This window comes from Arthrobacter sp. 131MFCol6.1, from assembly GCF_000374925.1.
Lineage (GTDB): Bacteria > Actinomycetota > Actinomycetes > Actinomycetales > Micrococcaceae > Arthrobacter.
This window is the reverse complement of record NZ_KB895551.1, coordinates 55,694-72,696: the sequence shown is the minus strand read 5'-3', so window position 1 is coordinate 72,696 and position 17,003 is coordinate 55,694. Positions and strand designations below refer to the sequence as shown.

Genomic DNA, 17,003 nt, shown 5'->3' with positions numbered 1-17,003 from the left:
CGGCAAAATCGACCCGCCGTCGCTCCCGTTGGCCGCCCAACGGGCGGCGCCGAACTTTTCGACTGATTTGCGGCTCGAAGTGCCCATAATTTCCGCAAATGGGGGATTATGGAGTCATGCCGAAAATCCGCATCTCCGAAGCAGCACGTTTTCTCGGGGTCAGTGACGACACCGTCCGGCGCTGGACCGAGAACGGGATCCTGACCCCGGTGAAGGATGACTCCGGCCGGCTGGCCGTGGACGGCCTGGAACTTGCCCACCTCGCCCGCGACCAGGCCCAGCTTCCCGACGACCCCACCAAGGTGGGCCGCTCCGCCCGCAACCGGTTCGTCGGCCTGGTCACGGGCATCACCGCGGACAAAGTCATGGCACAGGTTGAGCTGCAGTGCGGGCCCTTCCGCGTCGTGTCCCTGATGAGCAGCGAAGCCGTCCGTGAACTGGGCCTGGAGCTTGGATCCGTGGCGACAGCGGTGGTCAAAGCCACCACCGTCATCATCGAAACGCCCCACGGAAAGAGCATCATATGAGGATCGCCAGCAAGCACGTCACCGCAGTGCTGGTGGCCGGCGTCCTGGCCGCGGGCCTGGCCGGCTGCGGCGCCGGCACGTCCGGGGCGGGCTCCACCTCCAGCGCCGGGGCCAGCGGGACCCCCAGGCTGTCCGGAGCGATCACCGTCTTCGCCGCGGCCTCGCTGAAATCGACCTTCGCCAAGCTGGCCAGCGACTTCGAGGCGACGAACCCGGGCACCAAAATCACGCTGAACTTTGCCGGCTCCTCGGACCTGGTCACGCAGATCACCCAGGGCGCCCCGGCCGACGTTTTTGCCTCGGCCGACACCAGGAACATGGCCAAGCTGGCCGATGCGAAGCTGATCGACGGCGCCCCGGCCAACTTCGCCACGAACGTCCTGGAGATCGCGGTTCCGCCGTCCAACCCGGCGTCGATCAGCTCCTTCGCCGACCTCGCCAAACCGGGCGTGAAAGTGGTGGTCTGCGCCCCGCAGGTTCCCTGCGGTGCCGCGACCGAGACCGTCGAAAAGGCCGCGGGCACCACCCTGGCGCCGGTCAGCGAGGAATCGTCCGTCACGGATGTCCTGGGCAAGGTCACCTCGGGTGAGGCCGACGCCGGTCTGGTCTATGTCACGGACGTCAAGACCGCCGGAGACAAGGTCAAAGGCATCCCCTTCGCCGAGTCGGATCAGGCCGTGAACACGTACCCGATCGCCACCGTCGGCACGAGCAAGAACAAGGAGCTCGCCCAGGCTTTCATCGCCGCGGTCACCGGCAGCGAGGGCAAGAAAGTCCTGAGCGACGCCGGATTCGGCACCCCGTAAACGGCATGTACAGACGCAGCGGCACGGGGTATACCGGCATCCCGGCATGGATTTACGCCATCGCGGCGGCGGGGGCACTCTTCGTCCTGCTGCCCCTGATGGCGATGGTGGCCAGGGTCAACTGGTCCCAGTTCATCCCGCTGGTCACCTCCGAATCCTCACGGACCGCCCTGGGCCTGAGCCTGCGCACCTCCGCGGCGAGCACGGCCGCCTGCATCGTCCTTGGTGTGCCGCTGGCACTCATCCTGGCCCGGAGCCCCTTCCCGGGCCAGCGCCTGCTCCGGGCCTTCGTCCTGCTGCCACTGGTCCTGCCTCCCGTGGTGGGAGGCATCGCCCTGCTCTACACCTTCGGCCGCCAGGGACTCCTGGGCAAAAGCCTGGAGCTGGCCGGAATCCAGATCGCCTTCTCCACCAGCGCCGTCGTCCTCGCGCAGACGTACGTTGCGCTGCCGTTCCTGGTGGTCAGCCTCGAAGGCGCCCTGCGCACCGCCGGCAACAAGTACGAGGCGGTCGCCGCGACCCTCGGGGCCCGCCCGGGCACCGTGCTGCGCCGGGTCACCATCCCGCTGGTGCTGCCCGGGCTGGTCTCCGGCGCCGTCCTGTCCTTCGCCCGCAGCCTGGGCGAATTCGGCGCCACCCTGACCTTCGCCGGCAGCTTGCAGGGCGTCACCCGCACCCTCCCGCTGGAGATCTATTTGCAGCGTGAAACTGACGCCGACGCCGCCGTCGCCCTCTCCCTCCTGCTGGTCGCCGTGGCGGTGGCCGTCGTCGGGCTCTCCTACCGGCGCCCGCGTCTTGGCGTGGCACCGGAAGGGGCGGTCCGGTGACCTTTCAGCTGGACGCAACCCTTGCCGCACGGCGCTTCGCAGTCTCCCTCAGCCTCGGGCCGACCGAGACCATCGCCATTCTCGGGCCCAACGGGGCCGGCAAATCGACGCTCCTCTCGATCATTTCGGGCCTGCTGCGCCCCGACGCCGGCAAGGCCACGATCGGCGAAAAGGTCCTCTTCGACCTGGACGCGGACAAAAACATCTGGCGCGCCCCGCACACCAGGGGCACGGCGCTGCTGGCCCAGGAAGCCCTCCTGTTTCCACACCTCAGCGCACTGGACAACGTCGCGTTCGGGCCGCGCAGCGCCGGAGCCTCCAGCGCCGCGGCCCGCGACACGGCCATGCACTGGCTCACCGAAGTCGACGCCGACTCCCTCGCCTCGCGGCGCCCCGGACAGCTCTCCGGCGGACAGGCCCAGCGTGTGGCCGTGGCCCGCGCCCTCGCCGCCGACCCCGACCTGCTGCTCCTCGACGAGCCCATGGCCGCGCTCGACATCCATGCCGCCCCACTGCTCCGCCGGCTCCTCAAACGGGTCCTCGCCGGCCGCCGCGCTATCATCATCACCCACGACATCCTCGACGCCCTCATGCTGGCCGACAGGGTGATCGTCCTCGAGGACGGCCGGATCACCGAACAGGGCCCCACCCGCGAAGTCCTCGAAAAACCGTGCAGCCGGTTCGCCGCCGGCCTGGCCGGACTGAACCTGGTGGCCGGCACCGTCAGCGACGCCGGCGTGACCACCGCCCAGGGCATGGTCGTCGCGGGCCAGCGGGACGGCACCATCGAGCCCGGGCAGGACGGCGTAGCGGTCTTTCCGCCCTCCGCGGTATCGGTGTTCCTCACCGAAGAGCACGGCAGCCCGCGAAACTCATTCCAGGTGATCATCACGGACCTGGAGCCGCACGGCGATCAGATCCGTGTCCGTGCAGGACGGCTCTCCGCCGACATCACCCCGGCCGCGTCAGCCGACCTCGGCCTCACCCCCGGAATGAGCGTCTACTTCGTCATCAAGGCCGCCGCCATCGCGATCTACCCGGCCTAGGGAGCTTCCGGACGTTCCGATCGGCGGAGTAGTCTCGGTGCCGGGCGCTGCCGGCGTCGAGCGATTCCGCGAGGAAAGGGAAGGCTATGCCTGGACAGTATGTGGCGACCTCGACCATCACCATCGAGGCGCCCGCGAGCCGCGTATGGTCCGTGATCACCGATCCCGGCGCCGCCAGGGAGTTCATGTTCGGCACCGAACTCGTGACCGACTGGACGGTCGGCGGACCCATCCTGTGGCGGGGCGCCTGGGACGGCAAGGACTACGAGGACAGGGGCAGCATCCTTGAGTTTGACCCCGGACGGCGGCTGGTCGTCACGCACTTCAGCCCGCTGAGCGGCCAGGAGGATGCGCCCGAGAACTACCACACGCTCACCTGGACGCTCGAGGACCGGGCCGGCGCCACCCAACTGACGCTCGCCCAGGACAACAACGCCAGCGCCGAGGAAGCCGACCACTCCAAGGGCATGTGGGACAGCCTGGTAAAGAGCGTGAAAGGAATCGCGGAGCGGGAAGAGCCAGGGCGCGATTAGGCCTCTCGGCGGCAGCAGAGCGCCTACAGCAGGCTTGCCGCGATGTCCCTCCCGATCCTCTGCAGCAAGGCGGCGGAAAGTCCGGGGTCTTTGGAGGAGTCCTGGTCGGTGTACTCGGCCAGGGTGTAGACCCGGGTGAGCGCCATTTCGGACCACCGTTCCCGGGGGAGGAGGGAACGGCCGGCCACCGCGATGATCGGGCGGGTTCCGGACCTCCGGGCGACGGCGGCGGGAAGTTTGCCGGCGAGGGTCTGTTCGTCGATGCTGCCTTCGCCGGTGATGACGACGTCGCAGCTGTCCCTGCGGTTGTTGAAATCGAGCAGGTCCAGGAAGTAGTCGGCGCCCGAGACCTGCTTTGCGCCCAGCAGCAGGCAGGCAAAGCCGATCCCGCCGGCGCTTCCGGCGCCCTCGCGCTGCGCAAGTGCGGCCGCATCCTCGAACCCGGCGTCCGTCATCTTGGCGACGAGGTGCTCCAGCCCGTGCTCGAGTGCCGCAATGTCCTGGGGTCCGGCGCCCTTTTGGGGTCCGAAGACCGCAGGCGCCCCGTCGGCCCCGAGCAGCGGATTGTGGACATCGCTGGCCACCACGAGCTCCGTCCCGTTCAGTTCCGGGAACCTGGTCCGGCGGACGGTGTGGATCTGCGCCAGTGACTGTCCGCTGCCGTAGAGCTGCCGGCCATCGGCGTCGTGGAAGCTGTAGCCCAGGGCGGTGAGCATTCCCATGCCGCCGTCGGTGCTGGCACTTCCGCCCAGCGCCAGCACGATCCTGGCCGGGTTCAGGCTGAGGGCGAACAGGACCGCCTCCCCAAAGCCCCGGCTGGAGGACACCAAGGGTTCCAGGTGGCCCTCCGGCAGGAGCGCCAGGCCGCAGGTGTTGGCGACCTCGACGACGGCGGTGGTGCCGTCGTACGCGATGCCGGCCTGGACGGGCTGGCCGGTGGGCCCGGCGACGGTGTAGCGGTGCCGGGTGAAGCCGGAGGCGACGGCGGCGTCCACACTGCCGTCACCGCCGTCGGCCAGCGGGAGCAGCTCGCAGTGGACCGCTCCGGGCCCGCCGGTGGAGCCGGCTCCGGCGCGGAGCCCTGCGGCCAGGGCGTCGGCCACCTCGCCGGCCGTGAGGCTGCCTTTGAACTTGTCCGGCGCAATGAGGGTCCGCACGGTTTTCGGGGCGGTGGTGTTGAACATGTCAGATGGTTTCCGAGTAGGCGGGGCGGCGGTTGTCCTTGGACGTCGGCTCGTCCTCGGCGGGTTCCGTGTGCCCCGGGTCGCTGTCCATGGACGCGTGGTGGCCGTGGTCAGTCAGGTCAGCAGCGATATCCGTGAACTCGTCCAGTGGTGTCGGATCCTCGCTGGGCAGGGGCTCAACAGCCTCGCCGTTGAAGACGCGGCGGACGCGGTCCGCGTCCAGGGTGTGGTCCCACCAGGCGATGAACAGGGTGGCGACGGCGTTGCCGGTGAAGTTCACCAGGGCCCGGCACTCGGACATGAACTTGTCGATGCCGAAGATGAGCATGATGCCGGCGGCCGGGATCGTGCCGAGCGTGGCCAGGGTGGCGGTCAGGGCGATGAAGCCGCCGCCGGCGACGCCGGCCGCGCCCTTGGAGGTGAGCAGCATGACCGCGATGAGGCCCAGCTGCTGGCCGATGGTCAGGTTCGTGTTGGTGGCCTGGGCGATGTAGACGGCGGCCAGGGACAGATAGATGGCGGCGCCGTCGAGGTTGAAGCTGTAGCCGGTGGGGACCACGAGCCCGACCGTTTCCTTCTTCACACCGGCGTGCTCGAGCTTGCGCATCAGGCCCGGGAGGGCCGGTTCGGCAGTGGAGGTGCCCAGGATGAGCAGGTATTCCTCTTTGAGGTGGCGGATCATCTTGAAGATGTTCAGCTTCAGGAAGGCCATGACGGATCCGAGGACCACGACGACGAACAGGATCGAGGTGGCGTAGAAGAGGGCGATCAGCCCGCCCATGCTGGAAAGGGAGGAGACGCCGAACTTGCCGACGGCGAAGGCCATCGCGCCGAACGCGCCCAGCGGGGCGGCCTTCATGATGAAGCCCAGGATTTTGAACATGACCCCGGTGAGGCGCTGGACGCCGTCGAGGACGGGTGCGCCGACCTTGCCCATGGCGTTCAGGGCGATGCCGAAGATCACGGCGATGAAGATGATCTGGAGGATGTCGCCTTCCACGAAGGGCGCGACGATGCTGGTGGGGATGATGTGGGTCAGGAACTGCCACCATTCCTGGTGCGCGCCGGCGTCGATGAGTTTGGCTGCGGAGTCCGTCGTCTTGATCGCGCTGGCGTCTGCGTTGACGCCGTCGCCGAGGCGGAAGATGTTGATGGCGACCAGACCGAAGAGCAGGGCAAAGATCGTGCCGATCTGGAAATACGTCAGGGCCTTCAGCCCGGTCATGCCGACCTTTTTCAGATCGGCGACGCTGGCGATGCCGCCGACGATGGTCAGGAACACGATCGGGCCGATCAGCATTCTCATGGCGTTGACGAACGTGGTGCCGATCGGTTCCATGGCGATGCCGGCAACCGGGGCCAGCCAGCCCACCAGAATGCCGAGGACGATGCCGGTCAATACCCAGAAGTACAGCTGCCTGTACCAGCGTTTTTTGGGGGCCGGGATTTCCGTGCCCGCGGTGGTGATGTGTCCCATGATTCCTACCTCATTGTGGAATGTCTCTGGAGATGCTTTAAGTGTGGGGTTTGCACGGGGCGGGTGCCAGTTGGGCGCAGCCGCCCCGTGCGGTGGTGTAGCGTTCGACGGCGGCCGCGCGGCCGGCGTCGTCTGTTTCAGTGCCGTCGTCCGTCTTAGTGCGCCGCAGCGCTAGACGGTGGCCAGGGTGCGGGCGAGGGCCTCGATGATGGCGTCGGTGACGTCCGCGGTGGTGGCGTCGCCGCCGACGTCGCGCGTCAGGTGGCCGGTGCCGGTTGCCTCTTCGATGGCGGCCTCGATGCGGCGGGCTTCCTCGTGCAGACCGAAGTGGTCCAGCATCAGGGCTGCGCTGGCGATCGCGCCGATCGGGTTGCTGATGCCCTTGCCCGCGATGTCCGGGGCCGAGCCGTGGACCGGTTCGAACATGGAAGGGAAGCGGCGCTCCGGGTTCAGGTTTGCGCTGGCCGCCAGGCCGAGGCTGCCGGCCAGGGCCGAGCCGAGGTCGGAGAGGATGTCGGCGTTCAGGTTGGAGGCGACGACGACGGAGAGGTCCTCGGGGTGCAGGATGAACTTGGCGCTCATCGCGTCGACCAGGACGCTCTCGGTGGCGACATCCGGGTAGTCCAGGGCAACACGCTGGAACGTTTCGTCCCAGAGGACCATGCCGTACTGCTGGGCGTTGGACTTGGTGACCGACGAGACCTTCTTCACCGTGCGGGTCCGGGCCAGATCGAACGCGTAGCGCATGATGCGCTCGCAGCCCTTCTCGGTGAACAGCGCGGTCTGCAGGGCCACCTCGTTGCCGGGGCCACGGCCGCTGAGGTTGCGCCCGCCGAGGCCGGCGTACTCGCCTTCGCTGTTTTCGCGGACCACAATCCAGTCGAGCTCGGTGGTGTCGGCCTTGCGCAACGGGGACTGGACGCCCGGGAGGAACTTCACCGGGCGGATGTTCGCCCACTGGTCAAAGTTCTGGGTGATCTTCAGGCGCAGGCCCCAGAGGCTGATGTGGTCCGGGACGTTTTCCCAGCCGACGGCGCCGAAGTAGATGGCGTCGAAGTCCTTAAGGGTGTCCAGCCCGTCGGGGTCCATCATCTGGCCGGTCTTGGCGTAGTACTCGCAGCCCCACGCGAACTCGGTCCATTCGAAGGCGAACTTGCCGCCGGAATTCTGCGCCAGGGCGTCCAGGACCCGGCGTCCGGCGGAGACGACCTCCTTGCCGACCCCGTCGGCGGGGATAGAAGCGATGCTGAATTTCTGGGTGGCGCTCATGTGCCTACCTCCTCGTTGAGTGTGTTAGCAGCGTCACACTGCCTTCCTCTTCAAGTAGACGGGCCGGCACGACCTGCCGTCCAAGACCAAGATCCGATCCGCTAGATAGGTTCAGCCTATTGATGAGGCGCCGGGGGAGGCGTGTCTGTCTTTCCTTGCGGTGGCGGGGCCGCGTGCAGCCGCGCCACCGCCAGGAAGGACCGGGCTGCGGGGGTCAAGTCATCCCTTCGGCTGAGAACGGCAACATCCAGGTAGGACACGGGTTCGATCAGCAGCGTCCGCAGCCCTGATTTGTGCGCCAGGGGCGCCCACGACGACGGCATCACGGCGTGACCGACCCCGGCCAGGACCAATGGCAGGATCGAGGTCCGGTGGGCGACCTCGACGACGATTTCCGCGTCGATCCCCCGTGCCAGGGCGTCGTCCACAAGCCAGCGCATCAGCGAACCGCGCTGGCTCGCGACCAGACGGTGGCCGGCCAGCTCCTCGCGTTGGATGGTTGTTGCGGCGCCGAACGTATCGGACTGGGGATTGACGAGAAGGATCAGCGGCTGGCGATCGAGCTCCAGCACCTCAACGCCGGGAACCTTGATGGGCGTGGGGGAGCCTGCCAGCCCGATCTCCGTGCTGCCGCTTCGGACAGACTCGATGACGTCCTCCGGAGTGAAGGCGGCGCTGACATTGAGCCTGACCAGGGGATGCGCCCGGGTGAAGGCGGCGATCATCGATGACAGCGGCTCGATCCCGGGCGAGGGCATCGTGACGATGTCCAGCCGTCCGCTGCGCAGCCCACGCACCGACTGCAACGCAGACTGCGCCGCGTCGAGGTTGCGCATCACGAGCCGGGCCGGCCCGATCAGCTCCTTGCCCGCCTCCGTGAGCACCGCCCGCCGCCCGATCCGGTGGAACAGGGGCACGCCCAGTTCCTTCTCGAGGGCGGCGATGGTCTGCGAGAGGGATGGCTGGGCGATGAGCAGGTGCTCCGCCGCCCGGCTGAACCCGTCGTGGTCAACAACAGCCAGAAAATACTTCAGCTTTCGGGTGTCCACGCTGGCTCCTTCACCGGTTGGGGCGCTTGGCGGTTGCCGTGCGTCCGCCTGATCGATGAGTCCGAGCCTATTTCCTGCCGACGATCCGGACGGGCATTTGTTCCACATCCGAGGCAAAGAACACGATCGCCGCCCGCCGTCATCCGCACCGCCCGCCGCCGTCCGCACCGGCCGCCGCCGTCCGCGCCGCCCGCCGTCGTCCGCCGCCGCCTGCGCCGCCGCCGTCATCCGCCGGCCGCCGTCGTCCGCCGCCGCCTGCGCCGCCGCCGTCATCCGCACCGGCCGCCGTCGTCCGCCGTCGTCCGCGCCGGATCACGCAACCCGGCGCTACGGCAGCCGCGGCGCTACGGCAGCCGGGACGGGCGCAGCAGCGTGGGGACGCCGGCCTGTCCGGGGTCGAGCGGCACGGGGCTGACCAGCACGGCCGGGCCGCGGCTCAGGAGGCCGGTCGAAAGGGGCTGGCAGCGCACGCCTCCCCGGCCGCGCATGGCGGCGTGCGCGCCCGGGGCAAGCATCCGGTCCATCCAGGCACAGGGGTGGGCTGGCCGTCCGGCCCGGATCCGGACCACGTCCCCCCTTGATTCGAGCGCGAACTCTTCGCCGAGCAGGGGAGCGAGGTGGGCGCCCCGGAGGACCACATTCCGCCGGGTCAGGAGCGGGTCAAAGGGTCCGGCTCCCAGCTCCTCGGCCATCGCCTCGATGGCCTCGATCGAGAGGAGGGTGACGGCGGCGTCCATGTGCGCAGCCTTGCCGAAGAACCGGTCGCCGACGATGCCCTTGCCGGCCACCAGTTCGACTTGTTCCGCGTCCGTCGTGGGGACCTGCGCCGCACCATCGCGGGCGCGGCCGAAGTAGGCGTGCGCCGGCGAGACGAGGAGGTGCAGGATCTCGACGTCGTACCTGTAGCTTGCCGTCATGCCCTAAAACTATCCTCCCATCGTGGCGTTGGGGCGCGTCGATGGTCCCGGGTGCGGCGGCCGCGCGCATGTATGCCGGCTGTGGTGCGCGAAGTCGCCGGAAACCCTCGAGGTCGCCGGAACCTTGCGGCGACCTCGCAGGCTTCCGGCGAACTCGGCGGGGCCTTACGCCTAGTGCCGCGGCGTCAGCCATGCCGGCTCAGGGTACGAGCACGATCTTCCCTTTCGCCGCGGTGCTTTCCAGCAGCTCATGGGCGCGACGAACGTCGGAAATTGGCAGGCGCTCGGCGACCACCGGGTGAATCTGGCCGCGGCGAAGCATCTCGAGCAGGGCGAAGAAGTCTGCCCTGAACCAGTCCTGGTGATGGATGCGCAACTTCTGGATCCGGTAGGACAGCACTTTTCGGCGGGGTGACAGCCAGCCCCAGAGCGCGACGCTCCCCGTTGCCGCGTACCAGGCGATCACCCCCGGCCAGTTCTTGCGCCCCTGCGCGATCGTGGCGTAGCGGCCAAACACAACGAGCCGACCGCCGGGCCGCAACGCGCGGAAGGAGCGCAGCGACAACGGCCCACCGATCCCGTCAAGGGCAATGTCTACGCCGTCGCCGGTGAGCCCGCGCACTCGGGCCAGGAAATCCTCGTTCTGATAGTCGATCGCCACCGCGCCCAGCCGCTCCACTGCGGCTCGGTCCGCGCCGGCGGCGGTCCCGTAGAGGCGCAGGCGGGCCAGTGCTCCGAGCTCGAGGATAGCGGTGCCCACCCTGCCTGCCGCGCCGTGAACCAGAGCGCTCTCCCCGGGCTTCGCCTGAGCCGTCCGGTGCAGCAGCTGGTAGGCGGTCATATAGGGGAAGACGAGGCTCACGACCTCGGCCGGGTCGAGGTCCTCAGGCACCTCCACCGCGTATGCCTCCGGCACACAGACGAGCTCGGCGTTGGCGCCCCACACCGTCAGCGCGCCGATCCGGTCTCCGACCCGTACCCGCGAGCAACCGGGCCCGATCTCATCAGCGATGCCGACGAGCTCGTAGCCGGGCGTGAAGGGCGGCTTCGGTCCGCCGAGGTAGGTGCCGGCGCGCAACTGTGCGTCGGTGAAAGAGACCCCCGAAGCCAGGACCCTGACGCGGACTTCGCCCGGGCCGGGCCGGGGATCCTCGACCTCCACCACCTGCAGGACCTCGGGGCCGCCGAAGCGGTCGATCACCACACGCTTCATGGGCTCACTCTACGCTCGGCACCCGCTCCGCACACGGGCCTCTTGCCGCCCGGCGCCGGGGGCCGTGCGGGGCCGTTTCGTGACCTATTGACACCCCCGAACCGCCGGACTATTCTACAACCAAATGGTTGTAGATCAGCTCCGAACCCAGCTCAACGACGACGACCTCGACCGCCTCTTCCAGGCATTCGCCGACACGACCCGCCGGGATATCGTGCGCCGGGTGACAGTGGGCGAGTACTCGGTCTCCGGGCTCGCTGCCCTCTACGCCATGAGTTTCGCGGCCGTCCAGAAGCATGTGGCGGTGTTGGAACGCGCTTCCCTTGTCTCCAAGGAGAAGCGGGGGAGGGAGCAGATTGTGCGGGCCAACCACGATGGGCTGCAGCGGGCCCGCCGGCTGCTCGACGAGTACGAGGTCATCTGGCGGCAGCGGGCGGAGCGGATCGCAGACCTGCTCGCCGAAACGGCCGCCCCGAATCAGGCAACACAAGCCAGCAAGGCAACACGCAAGGCAGGAACCAGCAAGCTGAAGGTTAGGAAGGGTTCGTCATGACGGTTATCAGTTCAGTCAAGAATCTCGAGGCGTTGAGCCTCACCGTGGTCGCCGAGTTCGACGCCGGCGTGGAGCGAGTCTGGCAAATCTGGGAAGACCCGCGCCAGCTCGAGCGCTGGTGGGGCCCGCCCACCTGGCCGGCCACCTTCGAGAAGCACGAGTTCGTCCCGGGCGGCGAGGCCAGCTACTACATGACGGGACCCGAGGGGGAGAAGGCCCGCGGCTGGTGGCGGTTCGTGACCATCGACGCCCCGCACCGCCTGGAGTTCGATGACGGCTTCGCGGACGACAACGGCGACCCCGTGGCCGACATGGGCACCATCCACGGTGTTGTGACGCTGGAGCCAATCGGCGGCCGCACCCGAATGACCATCCTGTCCACCTTCGAGGCCGAGGAGCAGATGGAGCAGATCGTCGCCATGGGCATGGAAGAAGGCATGAAGGGGGCACTCGGCCAGGTCGACGCGATCCTCGCCGAGTCCGTCAACGCCTGACCTGCAACGCAAGACGACGGCGGCGGGAATCTGCCGCCGTCGTCCTTTGGCCCTATTCAGCCCGCCGCGTGCGGCGTTAGGATGCCATGTGACTTTCACCCACGGTTACGCGGCCAACGGCGACCTCCGGATGTACTACGAGGTCCATGGTCACCCGCGGGTCGGCGAGCCCCCGCTGTTGCTGATTCCCGGCGGAGGCTCGAGCATCGAGACCAACTTCGCCGGCCTCATCCCCGCGCTGCTGGCCGAGAGCCTGCAGGTGATCGCCGTCGAAGAGGAAGGCCACGGCCGGACCGCGGCTACCGGCCGGCCGCTCACCGCCGAAAACTCGGCCGGGGACGTCAAAGCCGTGCTCGATGAGCTCAACGTGGACTCCGTGGATGTGCTCGGGTTCAGCGCCGGGGGCCACACCGCGCTTGCGCTGGCCATGAGGCATCCGTCCATGGTGCGTTGCCTGATTGCCGCCTCAACCTTCGTCAGCCGCGACGCTGTAGGCGACGAGTTCTGGGAGGGGATGGAGAAGGCAACCCTCGATGAGATGCCGGAGGCGTACCGGTCCGCGGACCGCCGGCTCAATCCGGAGCCCGGACACCTCGAGCGGATGTTCGAACTGGACCGCCAGCGGATCCTGACCTTCCCCGGATGGCCGGACGAGGACCTGCGCCGCATCACGGCCCGCACCCTGGTGCTGAGCGCCGACCGCGACGTCGTCAGCGCTGAACACGCCGTGCGGATGTCACGGGTCATTCCGGGGGCGCGCCTGATGATCGTGCCCGGCAGCCACGGCGACTACCTCGGCGAGCTGGCCGCCAGCGGGGGCGACCTGCGGGCCATGCGGACCACTCTCCCGTACCTGCTGCGGTTCCTGGAGGAGTAGGGGGCGGTCAGGACCTTGCCGGCATGGAGGTATCGTTCGGCGCAGAGGTCCAGTGCTGCCGGTGCAGCCGCTCGAAGCCGTCCAGAAGCAGATCGAGGGCGAATTCGAACTCGAACTGGTCATCGCACCCCTGTCCCACCACGGAGTCCTGGTGTACGGAGGCGGTGGCGACCTTCAGGATGTTCGGATACCGCTCGGCCATCTCCTGGAACATGGCCGCCTGGGCCTCCGGCGGAAGGGCGGCCAGTCCCGCGGCGTTCCCGCCGGCGGAGTCGTCGAACAGTTCCTGGGTGAACCCCCACATGCGGCTGCCGAGGGCGTGCATGACGTGATGGGTCAGGTCCACGGAGAAGCCTCCGGCCAGGAACATGCCGATGAACGAGTCCATGTAGCCAAGGACCGCGGGCGTTTTGTTCGTGCGCGATTCCAGCACTTGCCGGGCCCACGGATGCCGCAGCAGCGCCCCCCGTGCCGAGAGCACCCTCAGGCGCACGGCGTCCTTCCAGCCGGCGTCGCGGACGGGAGGATCGATCTCGCTGACAAGGGCGTCCACCATGCCGTCGAGGAGTTCCTCCTTGTTGGCCACGTGCTTGTAGAGCGCCATCGGCACGACGCCAAGTTCCTGCGCCAGCCGGCGCATGCTCAGCGCCTCGATCCCCACCTGGTCGGCCAGCTCGACGGCGGCAGCCAGGACGCGGTCCCGGCTCAACGGGATCCGGCGCGTTCGCTCCGCTTGCTGGGTCATCCGGCCACCTTTCCCTAACGGTTCCCCATTGACAAGTGTACGCCGTACACCTAACGTGGCCGCATCGGGTGTACGCCGTACACCCGGGCCCATGTACCACCGCCGCCAGGCATCCCAGCCAAGGACCACGCCGTGACAACACACGCCAGCAACGCCCCCGTCCCCCGTGTCCGCCGCCGCCCCCAGTGGCCGGTGCCCGCCGGATTGATCCTTCTCAGCCTCATCCCGGTGATCGCGGGCGCGGCGCGGCTGACGGAACTGACCGGCGGTGCCGCCATCACCGCCCAGAACGCCCGGTTCTTCGCCTCGCCCGTGCCCGTGGTGACGCACATCCTCAGTGTCACCACCTACAGCCTGCTCGGGGCGTTCCAGTTCCTCCCCTCGCTGCGGGGCCGCCGCGGCTGGCACCGCATCGCCGGCCGCATCCTCGCGCCCGCGGGCCTGCTGGCGGCCCTGTCCGGCCTGTGGATGGCAGTCTTCTATCCGCTGCCGCCCGGGGACGGCCTGGCGCTGTTGGTGCTGCGGCTGGTCTTCGGCTCGGCCATGGCGGCGAGCATTGTCCTGGGAGTCGTGGCGGTTGTGCGCCGGGACTTTGTACGGCACGGCGCGTGGATGACCCGCGGCTACGCGATCGGCGTCGCCGCGGGAACGCAGGCGCTGACGGGGCTGCCGTGGATCCTGCTGGTGGGTCCGCCTGACGAGCCGACCCGGGCGGTGCTCCTGGGGGCAGCCTGGGTGATCAACGTCGCGGTGGCCGAGTACGTCATCCACCGGCGCGCCAGGCGGACCGTTCGGGTGCCCGCCGCCGTCGTCGTCGAAGTCGCCGCAAGCGTGCCGGAACGCCGCACTTTTCCGGCGAAGCGGACAGTTTCCGGCGAGGTGGAGTCCGGGCGGCTAGACTCACGCGCATGACGATTGTGGATGATCAGGGCCGCCCGGAGCCTCCCCTTGCTGCCGACGAAACCGCGACCCTCGTGGGATTCCTGGACTACCAGCGGGCCACGCTGGCGTGGAAATGCGCCGGACTGGACGCGGCCGGCTTCGTGGCCACCACCGCTGCCTCATCGATGACACTGGGCGGGCTCCTGAAGCACATGGCCTATGTGGAGAGCGAATGGTTCTCCCGGTCCCTGCACGCCCGGGACCGCGAGGCCCCGTTCGCCGCCGTGGATTGGAAGGCCGACCCGGACTGGGAGTGGCATTCCGCCGCAGGGGACACCCCGGACCAGCTGCGCACCCTGTGGCAGGAAGCCGTGGACCGGTCCCGGGCCAGCGTCGCGGAGGCCCTGGCCGCCGGTGGCCTGGACCAATTGGCCCGGCGCCCGTGGCCGGACGGTTCGGCGCCGAGCCTGCGCTGGATCCTGTGCCACATGATCGAGGAGTATGCCCGGCACAACGGCCACGCCGACCTCCTCCGCGAGGCCGTGGACGGCGAAACGGGGGAGTAGCCTCGTGGCGGGTTGATGCTTCCACCCGTTGCGCTATCAGTCCTGGCGGTTATGAACGCCGAATGACGACCAGGACTGATAGCGCAACGAGGTTAGGCAGAGTGGATTAGTAGGCCTTGACCCGCTGTTCGACGACGAGGTGGACCAGAGCGAAGACGCGGTCCCGGTCGATGGCGGCCAACGCAGCCTCGAGGGCGGCCGGCACGTCCTGGTCCTCGGTGACTGTGATGCCGAAACCGCCGAACGCCCGGGCCATCATGCCGAAGTCGGGGTTCTTCAGCTGCGTCCCCGATACCCGGGATGGGTAGTGGCGTTCCTGGTGGGTGCGGATGGTGCCGTATTCCTGGTTGTCCATCACGATGATCAGCGGCGTGGCTCCGTACTGGGCGGCCGTGGCGAGCTCCTGGCCGTTCATCAGGAATTCCCCGTCGCCCGCGATGGTGACCACCCGGCGCTCGGGGCTGGCCAGCGAGGCGGCGATCGCCGAGGGCACCGAGTACCCCATGGAACCGTTCCGGGCGCTGATCATCGAGGCGTAGCGCCGGGTGGGGAAGTAGCGGTGCGCCCAGTTGGTGTGCTCGCCCGCCCCGAATGTCACCAGGGCATCCTCCGGCAGCAGGGGGACGAGGTTCGCCATCAGGGTGTCCATCTTCGCGGGCCCCCCGCCGGGGGTCGACGGCGGCAGGCTGGCGAAGGAGCGCTGCTCGGCGCGCATCCGGGCCGTCCACGCCTTCCACTGCTCCTTGACGGGCAGGTCGATGTTGACCAGATCCCGGACGAAGGCGTCCGGCTTGGCCAGGATCTGGCGGGAGACCGGACCGGAGCGGCCGCGCAGCGAGGGATCGATGGTGACGAGGAAGTTGTTCTTGTTCCAGTCCTGCCGGCAGACAAAGCCGTCAGTGATCACGTCCCCGGGGACCGTCCCGACAAAAACGAGCAGGTCGGTTTCCTCCAGGAGGTCGTAGGTGGGGCGGGGCCGGCCGTAGCCGATCGGCCCCACATAGCTGGGGGAGTCGAAGGAGACGGTTCCCTGCGTGCGCCACTCCGCCGCGGCCGGGATGTGGTGCTTTTCGAGCCAGCCGGTCAGCTCCGAGGCCGCTTCCTGGGTCCAGTCGTTGCCGCCGGTGACAAAGAGCGGCTTCTTGGACTGCGCCAGGGCCTCGGCCAGGGCACCGGCATCGGTGCTGCTCATGCCGCCCGCGGCCACCGGGATGGCCGGGTGCAGGGCCGGATCAATCTGTGCCCGGATGATGTCCTCCGGCAGGCCGACCACCACGGGGCCGGGACGGCCGCTCATGGCCGCGAACATTGCCTCCGCGACGATTTCGGAGGCCCGCTCGGGGTGGTCGAGGACCATCACGCGCTTGGCGCCCGTGTCGAACCACGCCTTGATGTCGAACTCCTGGAACGCCTCGCGGTCCCGGTGCGCGAACGGAATCAGTCCGACGAAGAGCAGCATCGGGGTGGAGTCCTGCCACGCGGTGTGCAGGCCCACGTGGGCGTTCGCCGCCCCGGGGCCGCGGGTGACCATGGCAACGCCGGGGCGCTGGTTCATCTTGCCGTCGGCCTCGGCCATGTAGGCGGCACCGCCCTCATGGCGGCAGACCACGGTCTCGATCTCAGAGTCGTGCAGCCCGTCGAGCACGTCCAGGAAGCTTTCCCCCGGGACAACAAAGGTGCGTTCGACCCCGTGCGCCACGAGCGAATCAACAATTACGTGGCCGGCGGACTTGAGCGTCTTGCCCGGGTGGAGGAGGTCGCCGTCGGAGGGCTTCGTGTCAGTTACGGTCATGGTTGCTGTGGACTCCATTGTCATCACTACTGGTTTTCTGGCTTGTTGGGATGGGGCAGTTCCGCCGGGCACGGCGGGAGGGTGGCGGATTGCTAGTCGGTTTCCGGTCCGGTACAGAAGAAGCAGCCGTCTTCGCAACTGTCGTTCGACGCCGGCGGGTTGCCTTCGTTTGCGGCTGGCGGGTGGCGCTCCTGCAGAGTGCCGGGGCGGCCGTGACTCAGCGGGTTTTGTGGCTTCATGGAGGCT

General features: G+C 68.5%; 18 protein-coding genes. 10 read left to right on the top strand and 8 right to left on the bottom strand.

Features of this window, described 5'->3' with window-relative positions; genetic code table 11:
- The first annotated feature begins 116 nt into the window (after window positions 1-116).
- The 5 genes from C566_RS0116710 (at window position 117) to C566_RS0116690 (ending at window position 3,739) form a co-directional block, all read left to right on the top strand.
- On the top strand, window positions 117-527 hold the full coding sequence (locus C566_RS0116710; protein ID WP_018775502.1) for a TOBE domain-containing protein: 411 nt from the start codon (window positions 117-119) through the stop codon (window positions 525-527).
- Window positions 524-1,333: a molybdate ABC transporter substrate-binding protein gene (gene modA / locus C566_RS0116705; RefSeq protein WP_018775501.1), complete on the top strand. Its 810-nt coding sequence runs from the start codon at window positions 524-526 to the stop codon at window positions 1,331-1,333. The genes C566_RS0116710 and modA overlap by 4 nt, the downstream gene beginning before the upstream one ends.
- 5 nt (window positions 1,334-1,338) lie before the next feature.
- Complete coding sequence (locus tag C566_RS0116700; RefSeq protein WP_018775500.1) at window positions 1,339-2,160, top strand: ABC transporter permease; 822 nt, start codon at window positions 1,339-1,341, stop codon at window positions 2,158-2,160.
- Window positions 2,157-3,206 (top strand): sulfate/molybdate ABC transporter ATP-binding protein, encoded by a 1,050-nt coding sequence (locus C566_RS0116695; protein WP_018775499.1) that lies wholly within the window; start codon window positions 2,157-2,159, stop codon window positions 3,204-3,206. The genes C566_RS0116700 and C566_RS0116695 overlap by 4 nt, the downstream gene beginning before the upstream one ends.
- 86 nt (window positions 3,207-3,292) lie before the next feature.
- Window positions 3,293-3,739, top strand: a complete 447-nt coding sequence (locus C566_RS0116690; protein ID WP_018775498.1) for an SRPBCC domain-containing protein — start codon at window positions 3,293-3,295, stop codon at window positions 3,737-3,739.
- A 23-nt stretch (window positions 3,740-3,762) separates the two neighbouring features.
- Here C566_RS0116690 and C566_RS0116685 read toward each other — a convergent pair whose 3' ends face one another.
- From C566_RS0116685 to C566_RS0116660, 6 genes are all read right to left on the bottom strand, one after another.
- Window positions 3,763-4,923, bottom strand: coding sequence for a glycerate kinase (locus C566_RS0116685; protein ID WP_018775497.1), 1,161 nt, complete (start codon window positions 4,921-4,923; stop codon window positions 3,763-3,765).
- A 1-nt stretch (window position 4,924) separates the two neighbouring features.
- The gene (gene dctA, locus C566_RS21695; protein ID WP_018775496.1) at window positions 4,925-6,400 is read right to left on the bottom strand and encodes a C4-dicarboxylate transporter DctA; all 1,476 of its coding nucleotides are present in this window, start codon (window positions 6,398-6,400) and stop codon (window positions 4,925-4,927) included.
- A 171-nt stretch (window positions 6,401-6,571) separates the two neighbouring features.
- The gene (locus C566_RS0116675; protein ID WP_018775495.1) at window positions 6,572-7,669 is read right to left on the bottom strand and encodes a tartrate dehydrogenase; all 1,098 of its coding nucleotides are present in this window, start codon (window positions 7,667-7,669) and stop codon (window positions 6,572-6,574) included.
- A 116-nt stretch (window positions 7,670-7,785) separates the two neighbouring features.
- Window positions 7,786-8,718: a LysR family transcriptional regulator gene (locus C566_RS21690; protein WP_018775494.1), complete on the bottom strand. Its 933-nt coding sequence runs from the start codon at window positions 8,716-8,718 to the stop codon at window positions 7,786-7,788.
- Window positions 8,719-9,062: 344 nt separating this feature from the next.
- Window positions 9,063-9,635 carry an MOSC domain-containing protein gene (locus C566_RS0116665; RefSeq protein WP_018775493.1) on the bottom strand — a complete coding sequence of 191 codons (573 nt, stop codon included), beginning with the start codon at window positions 9,633-9,635 and terminating at the stop codon, window positions 9,063-9,065.
- Window positions 9,636-9,834: 199 nt separating this feature from the next.
- Window positions 9,835-10,848 (bottom strand): medium chain dehydrogenase/reductase family protein, encoded by a 1,014-nt coding sequence (locus C566_RS0116660; protein WP_026266780.1) that lies wholly within the window; start codon window positions 10,846-10,848, stop codon window positions 9,835-9,837.
- A gap of 124 nt (window positions 10,849-10,972) precedes the next feature.
- On the opposite strand from C566_RS0116660, the gene C566_RS21685 reads away from it, so the two are divergent.
- The 3 genes from C566_RS21685 (at window position 10,973) to C566_RS0116645 (ending at window position 12,772) form a co-directional block, all read left to right on the top strand.
- Complete coding sequence (locus C566_RS21685; protein WP_018775491.1) at window positions 10,973-11,401, top strand: ArsR/SmtB family transcription factor; 429 nt, start codon at window positions 10,973-10,975, stop codon at window positions 11,399-11,401.
- Complete coding sequence (locus tag C566_RS0116650; RefSeq protein ID WP_018775490.1) at window positions 11,398-11,895, top strand: SRPBCC family protein; 498 nt, start codon at window positions 11,398-11,400, stop codon at window positions 11,893-11,895. Before C566_RS21685 ends, C566_RS0116650 begins: the two co-directional genes overlap by 4 nt.
- Window positions 11,896-11,983: 88 nt before the next feature.
- The gene (locus tag C566_RS0116645; protein ID WP_018775489.1) at window positions 11,984-12,772 is read left to right on the top strand and encodes an alpha/beta fold hydrolase; all 789 of its coding nucleotides are present in this window, start codon (window positions 11,984-11,986) and stop codon (window positions 12,770-12,772) included.
- 7 nt (window positions 12,773-12,779) lie between these two features.
- Here C566_RS0116645 and C566_RS21680 read toward each other — a convergent pair whose 3' ends face one another.
- Window positions 12,780-13,517 carry a TetR/AcrR family transcriptional regulator gene (locus tag C566_RS21680; protein WP_018775488.1) on the bottom strand — a complete coding sequence of 246 codons (738 nt, stop codon included), beginning with the start codon at window positions 13,515-13,517 and terminating at the stop codon, window positions 12,780-12,782.
- Between the two features lie 132 nt (window positions 13,518-13,649).
- Here C566_RS21680 and C566_RS21675 point away from each other — a divergent pair, with 132 nt between their 5' ends.
- Window positions 13,650-14,429 (top strand): DUF2306 domain-containing protein, encoded by a 780-nt coding sequence (locus tag C566_RS21675; protein WP_018775487.1) that lies wholly within the window; start codon window positions 13,650-13,652, stop codon window positions 14,427-14,429.
- Window positions 14,426-14,965 carry a DinB family protein gene (locus C566_RS0116630; RefSeq protein WP_018775486.1) on the top strand — a complete coding sequence of 180 codons (540 nt, stop codon included), beginning with the start codon at window positions 14,426-14,428 and terminating at the stop codon, window positions 14,963-14,965. Before C566_RS21675 ends, C566_RS0116630 begins: the two co-directional genes overlap by 4 nt.
- Before the next feature lie 106 nt (window positions 14,966-15,071).
- On the opposite strand, the gene C566_RS0116625 is transcribed toward C566_RS0116630, so the two are convergent.
- Window positions 15,072-16,757 (bottom strand): thiamine pyrophosphate-dependent enzyme, encoded by a 1,686-nt coding sequence (locus C566_RS0116625; protein WP_051082346.1) that lies wholly within the window; start codon window positions 16,755-16,757, stop codon window positions 15,072-15,074.
- Window positions 16,758-17,003 lie beyond the last annotated feature (246 nt).

Bases quoted from the DNA above. Each gene is read 5' to 3' on its own strand.
- C566_RS21680 (WP_018775488.1), bottom strand. From the start codon at position 13,517: ATGACCCAGCAAGCGGAGCGAACGCGCCGGATCCCGTTGAGCCGGGAC.
- C566_RS0116650 (WP_018775490.1), top strand. From the start codon at position 11,398: ATGACGGTTATCAGTTCAGTCAAGAATCTCGAGGCGTTGAGCCTCACC.
- C566_RS0116690 (WP_018775498.1), top strand. From the start codon at position 3,293: ATGCCTGGACAGTATGTGGCGACCTCGACCATCACCATCGAGGCGCCC.
- C566_RS0116665 (WP_018775493.1), bottom strand. From the start codon at position 9,635: ATGACGGCAAGCTACAGGTACGACGTCGAGATCCTGCACCTCCTCGTC.
- modA (WP_018775501.1), top strand. From the start codon at position 524: ATGAGGATCGCCAGCAAGCACGTCACCGCAGTGCTGGTGGCCGGCGTC.
- C566_RS21685 (WP_018775491.1), top strand. From the start codon at position 10,973: ATGGTTGTAGATCAGCTCCGAACCCAGCTCAACGACGACGACCTCGAC.
- C566_RS0116630 (WP_018775486.1), top strand. From the start codon at position 14,426: ATGACGATTGTGGATGATCAGGGCCGCCCGGAGCCTCCCCTTGCTGCC.
- C566_RS0116710 (WP_018775502.1), top strand. From the start codon at position 117: ATGCCGAAAATCCGCATCTCCGAAGCAGCACGTTTTCTCGGGGTCAGT.
- C566_RS0116700 (WP_018775500.1), top strand. From the start codon at position 1,339: ATGTACAGACGCAGCGGCACGGGGTATACCGGCATCCCGGCATGGATT.
- dctA (WP_018775496.1), bottom strand. From the start codon at position 6,400: ATGGGACACATCACCACCGCGGGCACGGAAATCCCGGCCCCCAAAAAA.
- C566_RS0116625 (WP_051082346.1), bottom strand. From the start codon at position 16,757: ATGACCGTAACTGACACGAAGCCCTCCGACGGCGACCTCCTCCACCCG.
- C566_RS0116675 (WP_018775495.1), bottom strand. From the start codon at position 7,669: ATGAGCGCCACCCAGAAATTCAGCATCGCTTCTATCCCCGCCGACGGG.
- C566_RS0116685 (WP_018775497.1), bottom strand. From the start codon at position 4,923: ATGTTCAACACCACCGCCCCGAAAACCGTGCGGACCCTCATTGCGCCG.
- C566_RS0116660 (WP_026266780.1), bottom strand. From the start codon at position 10,848: ATGAAGCGTGTGGTGATCGACCGCTTCGGCGGCCCCGAGGTCCTGCAG.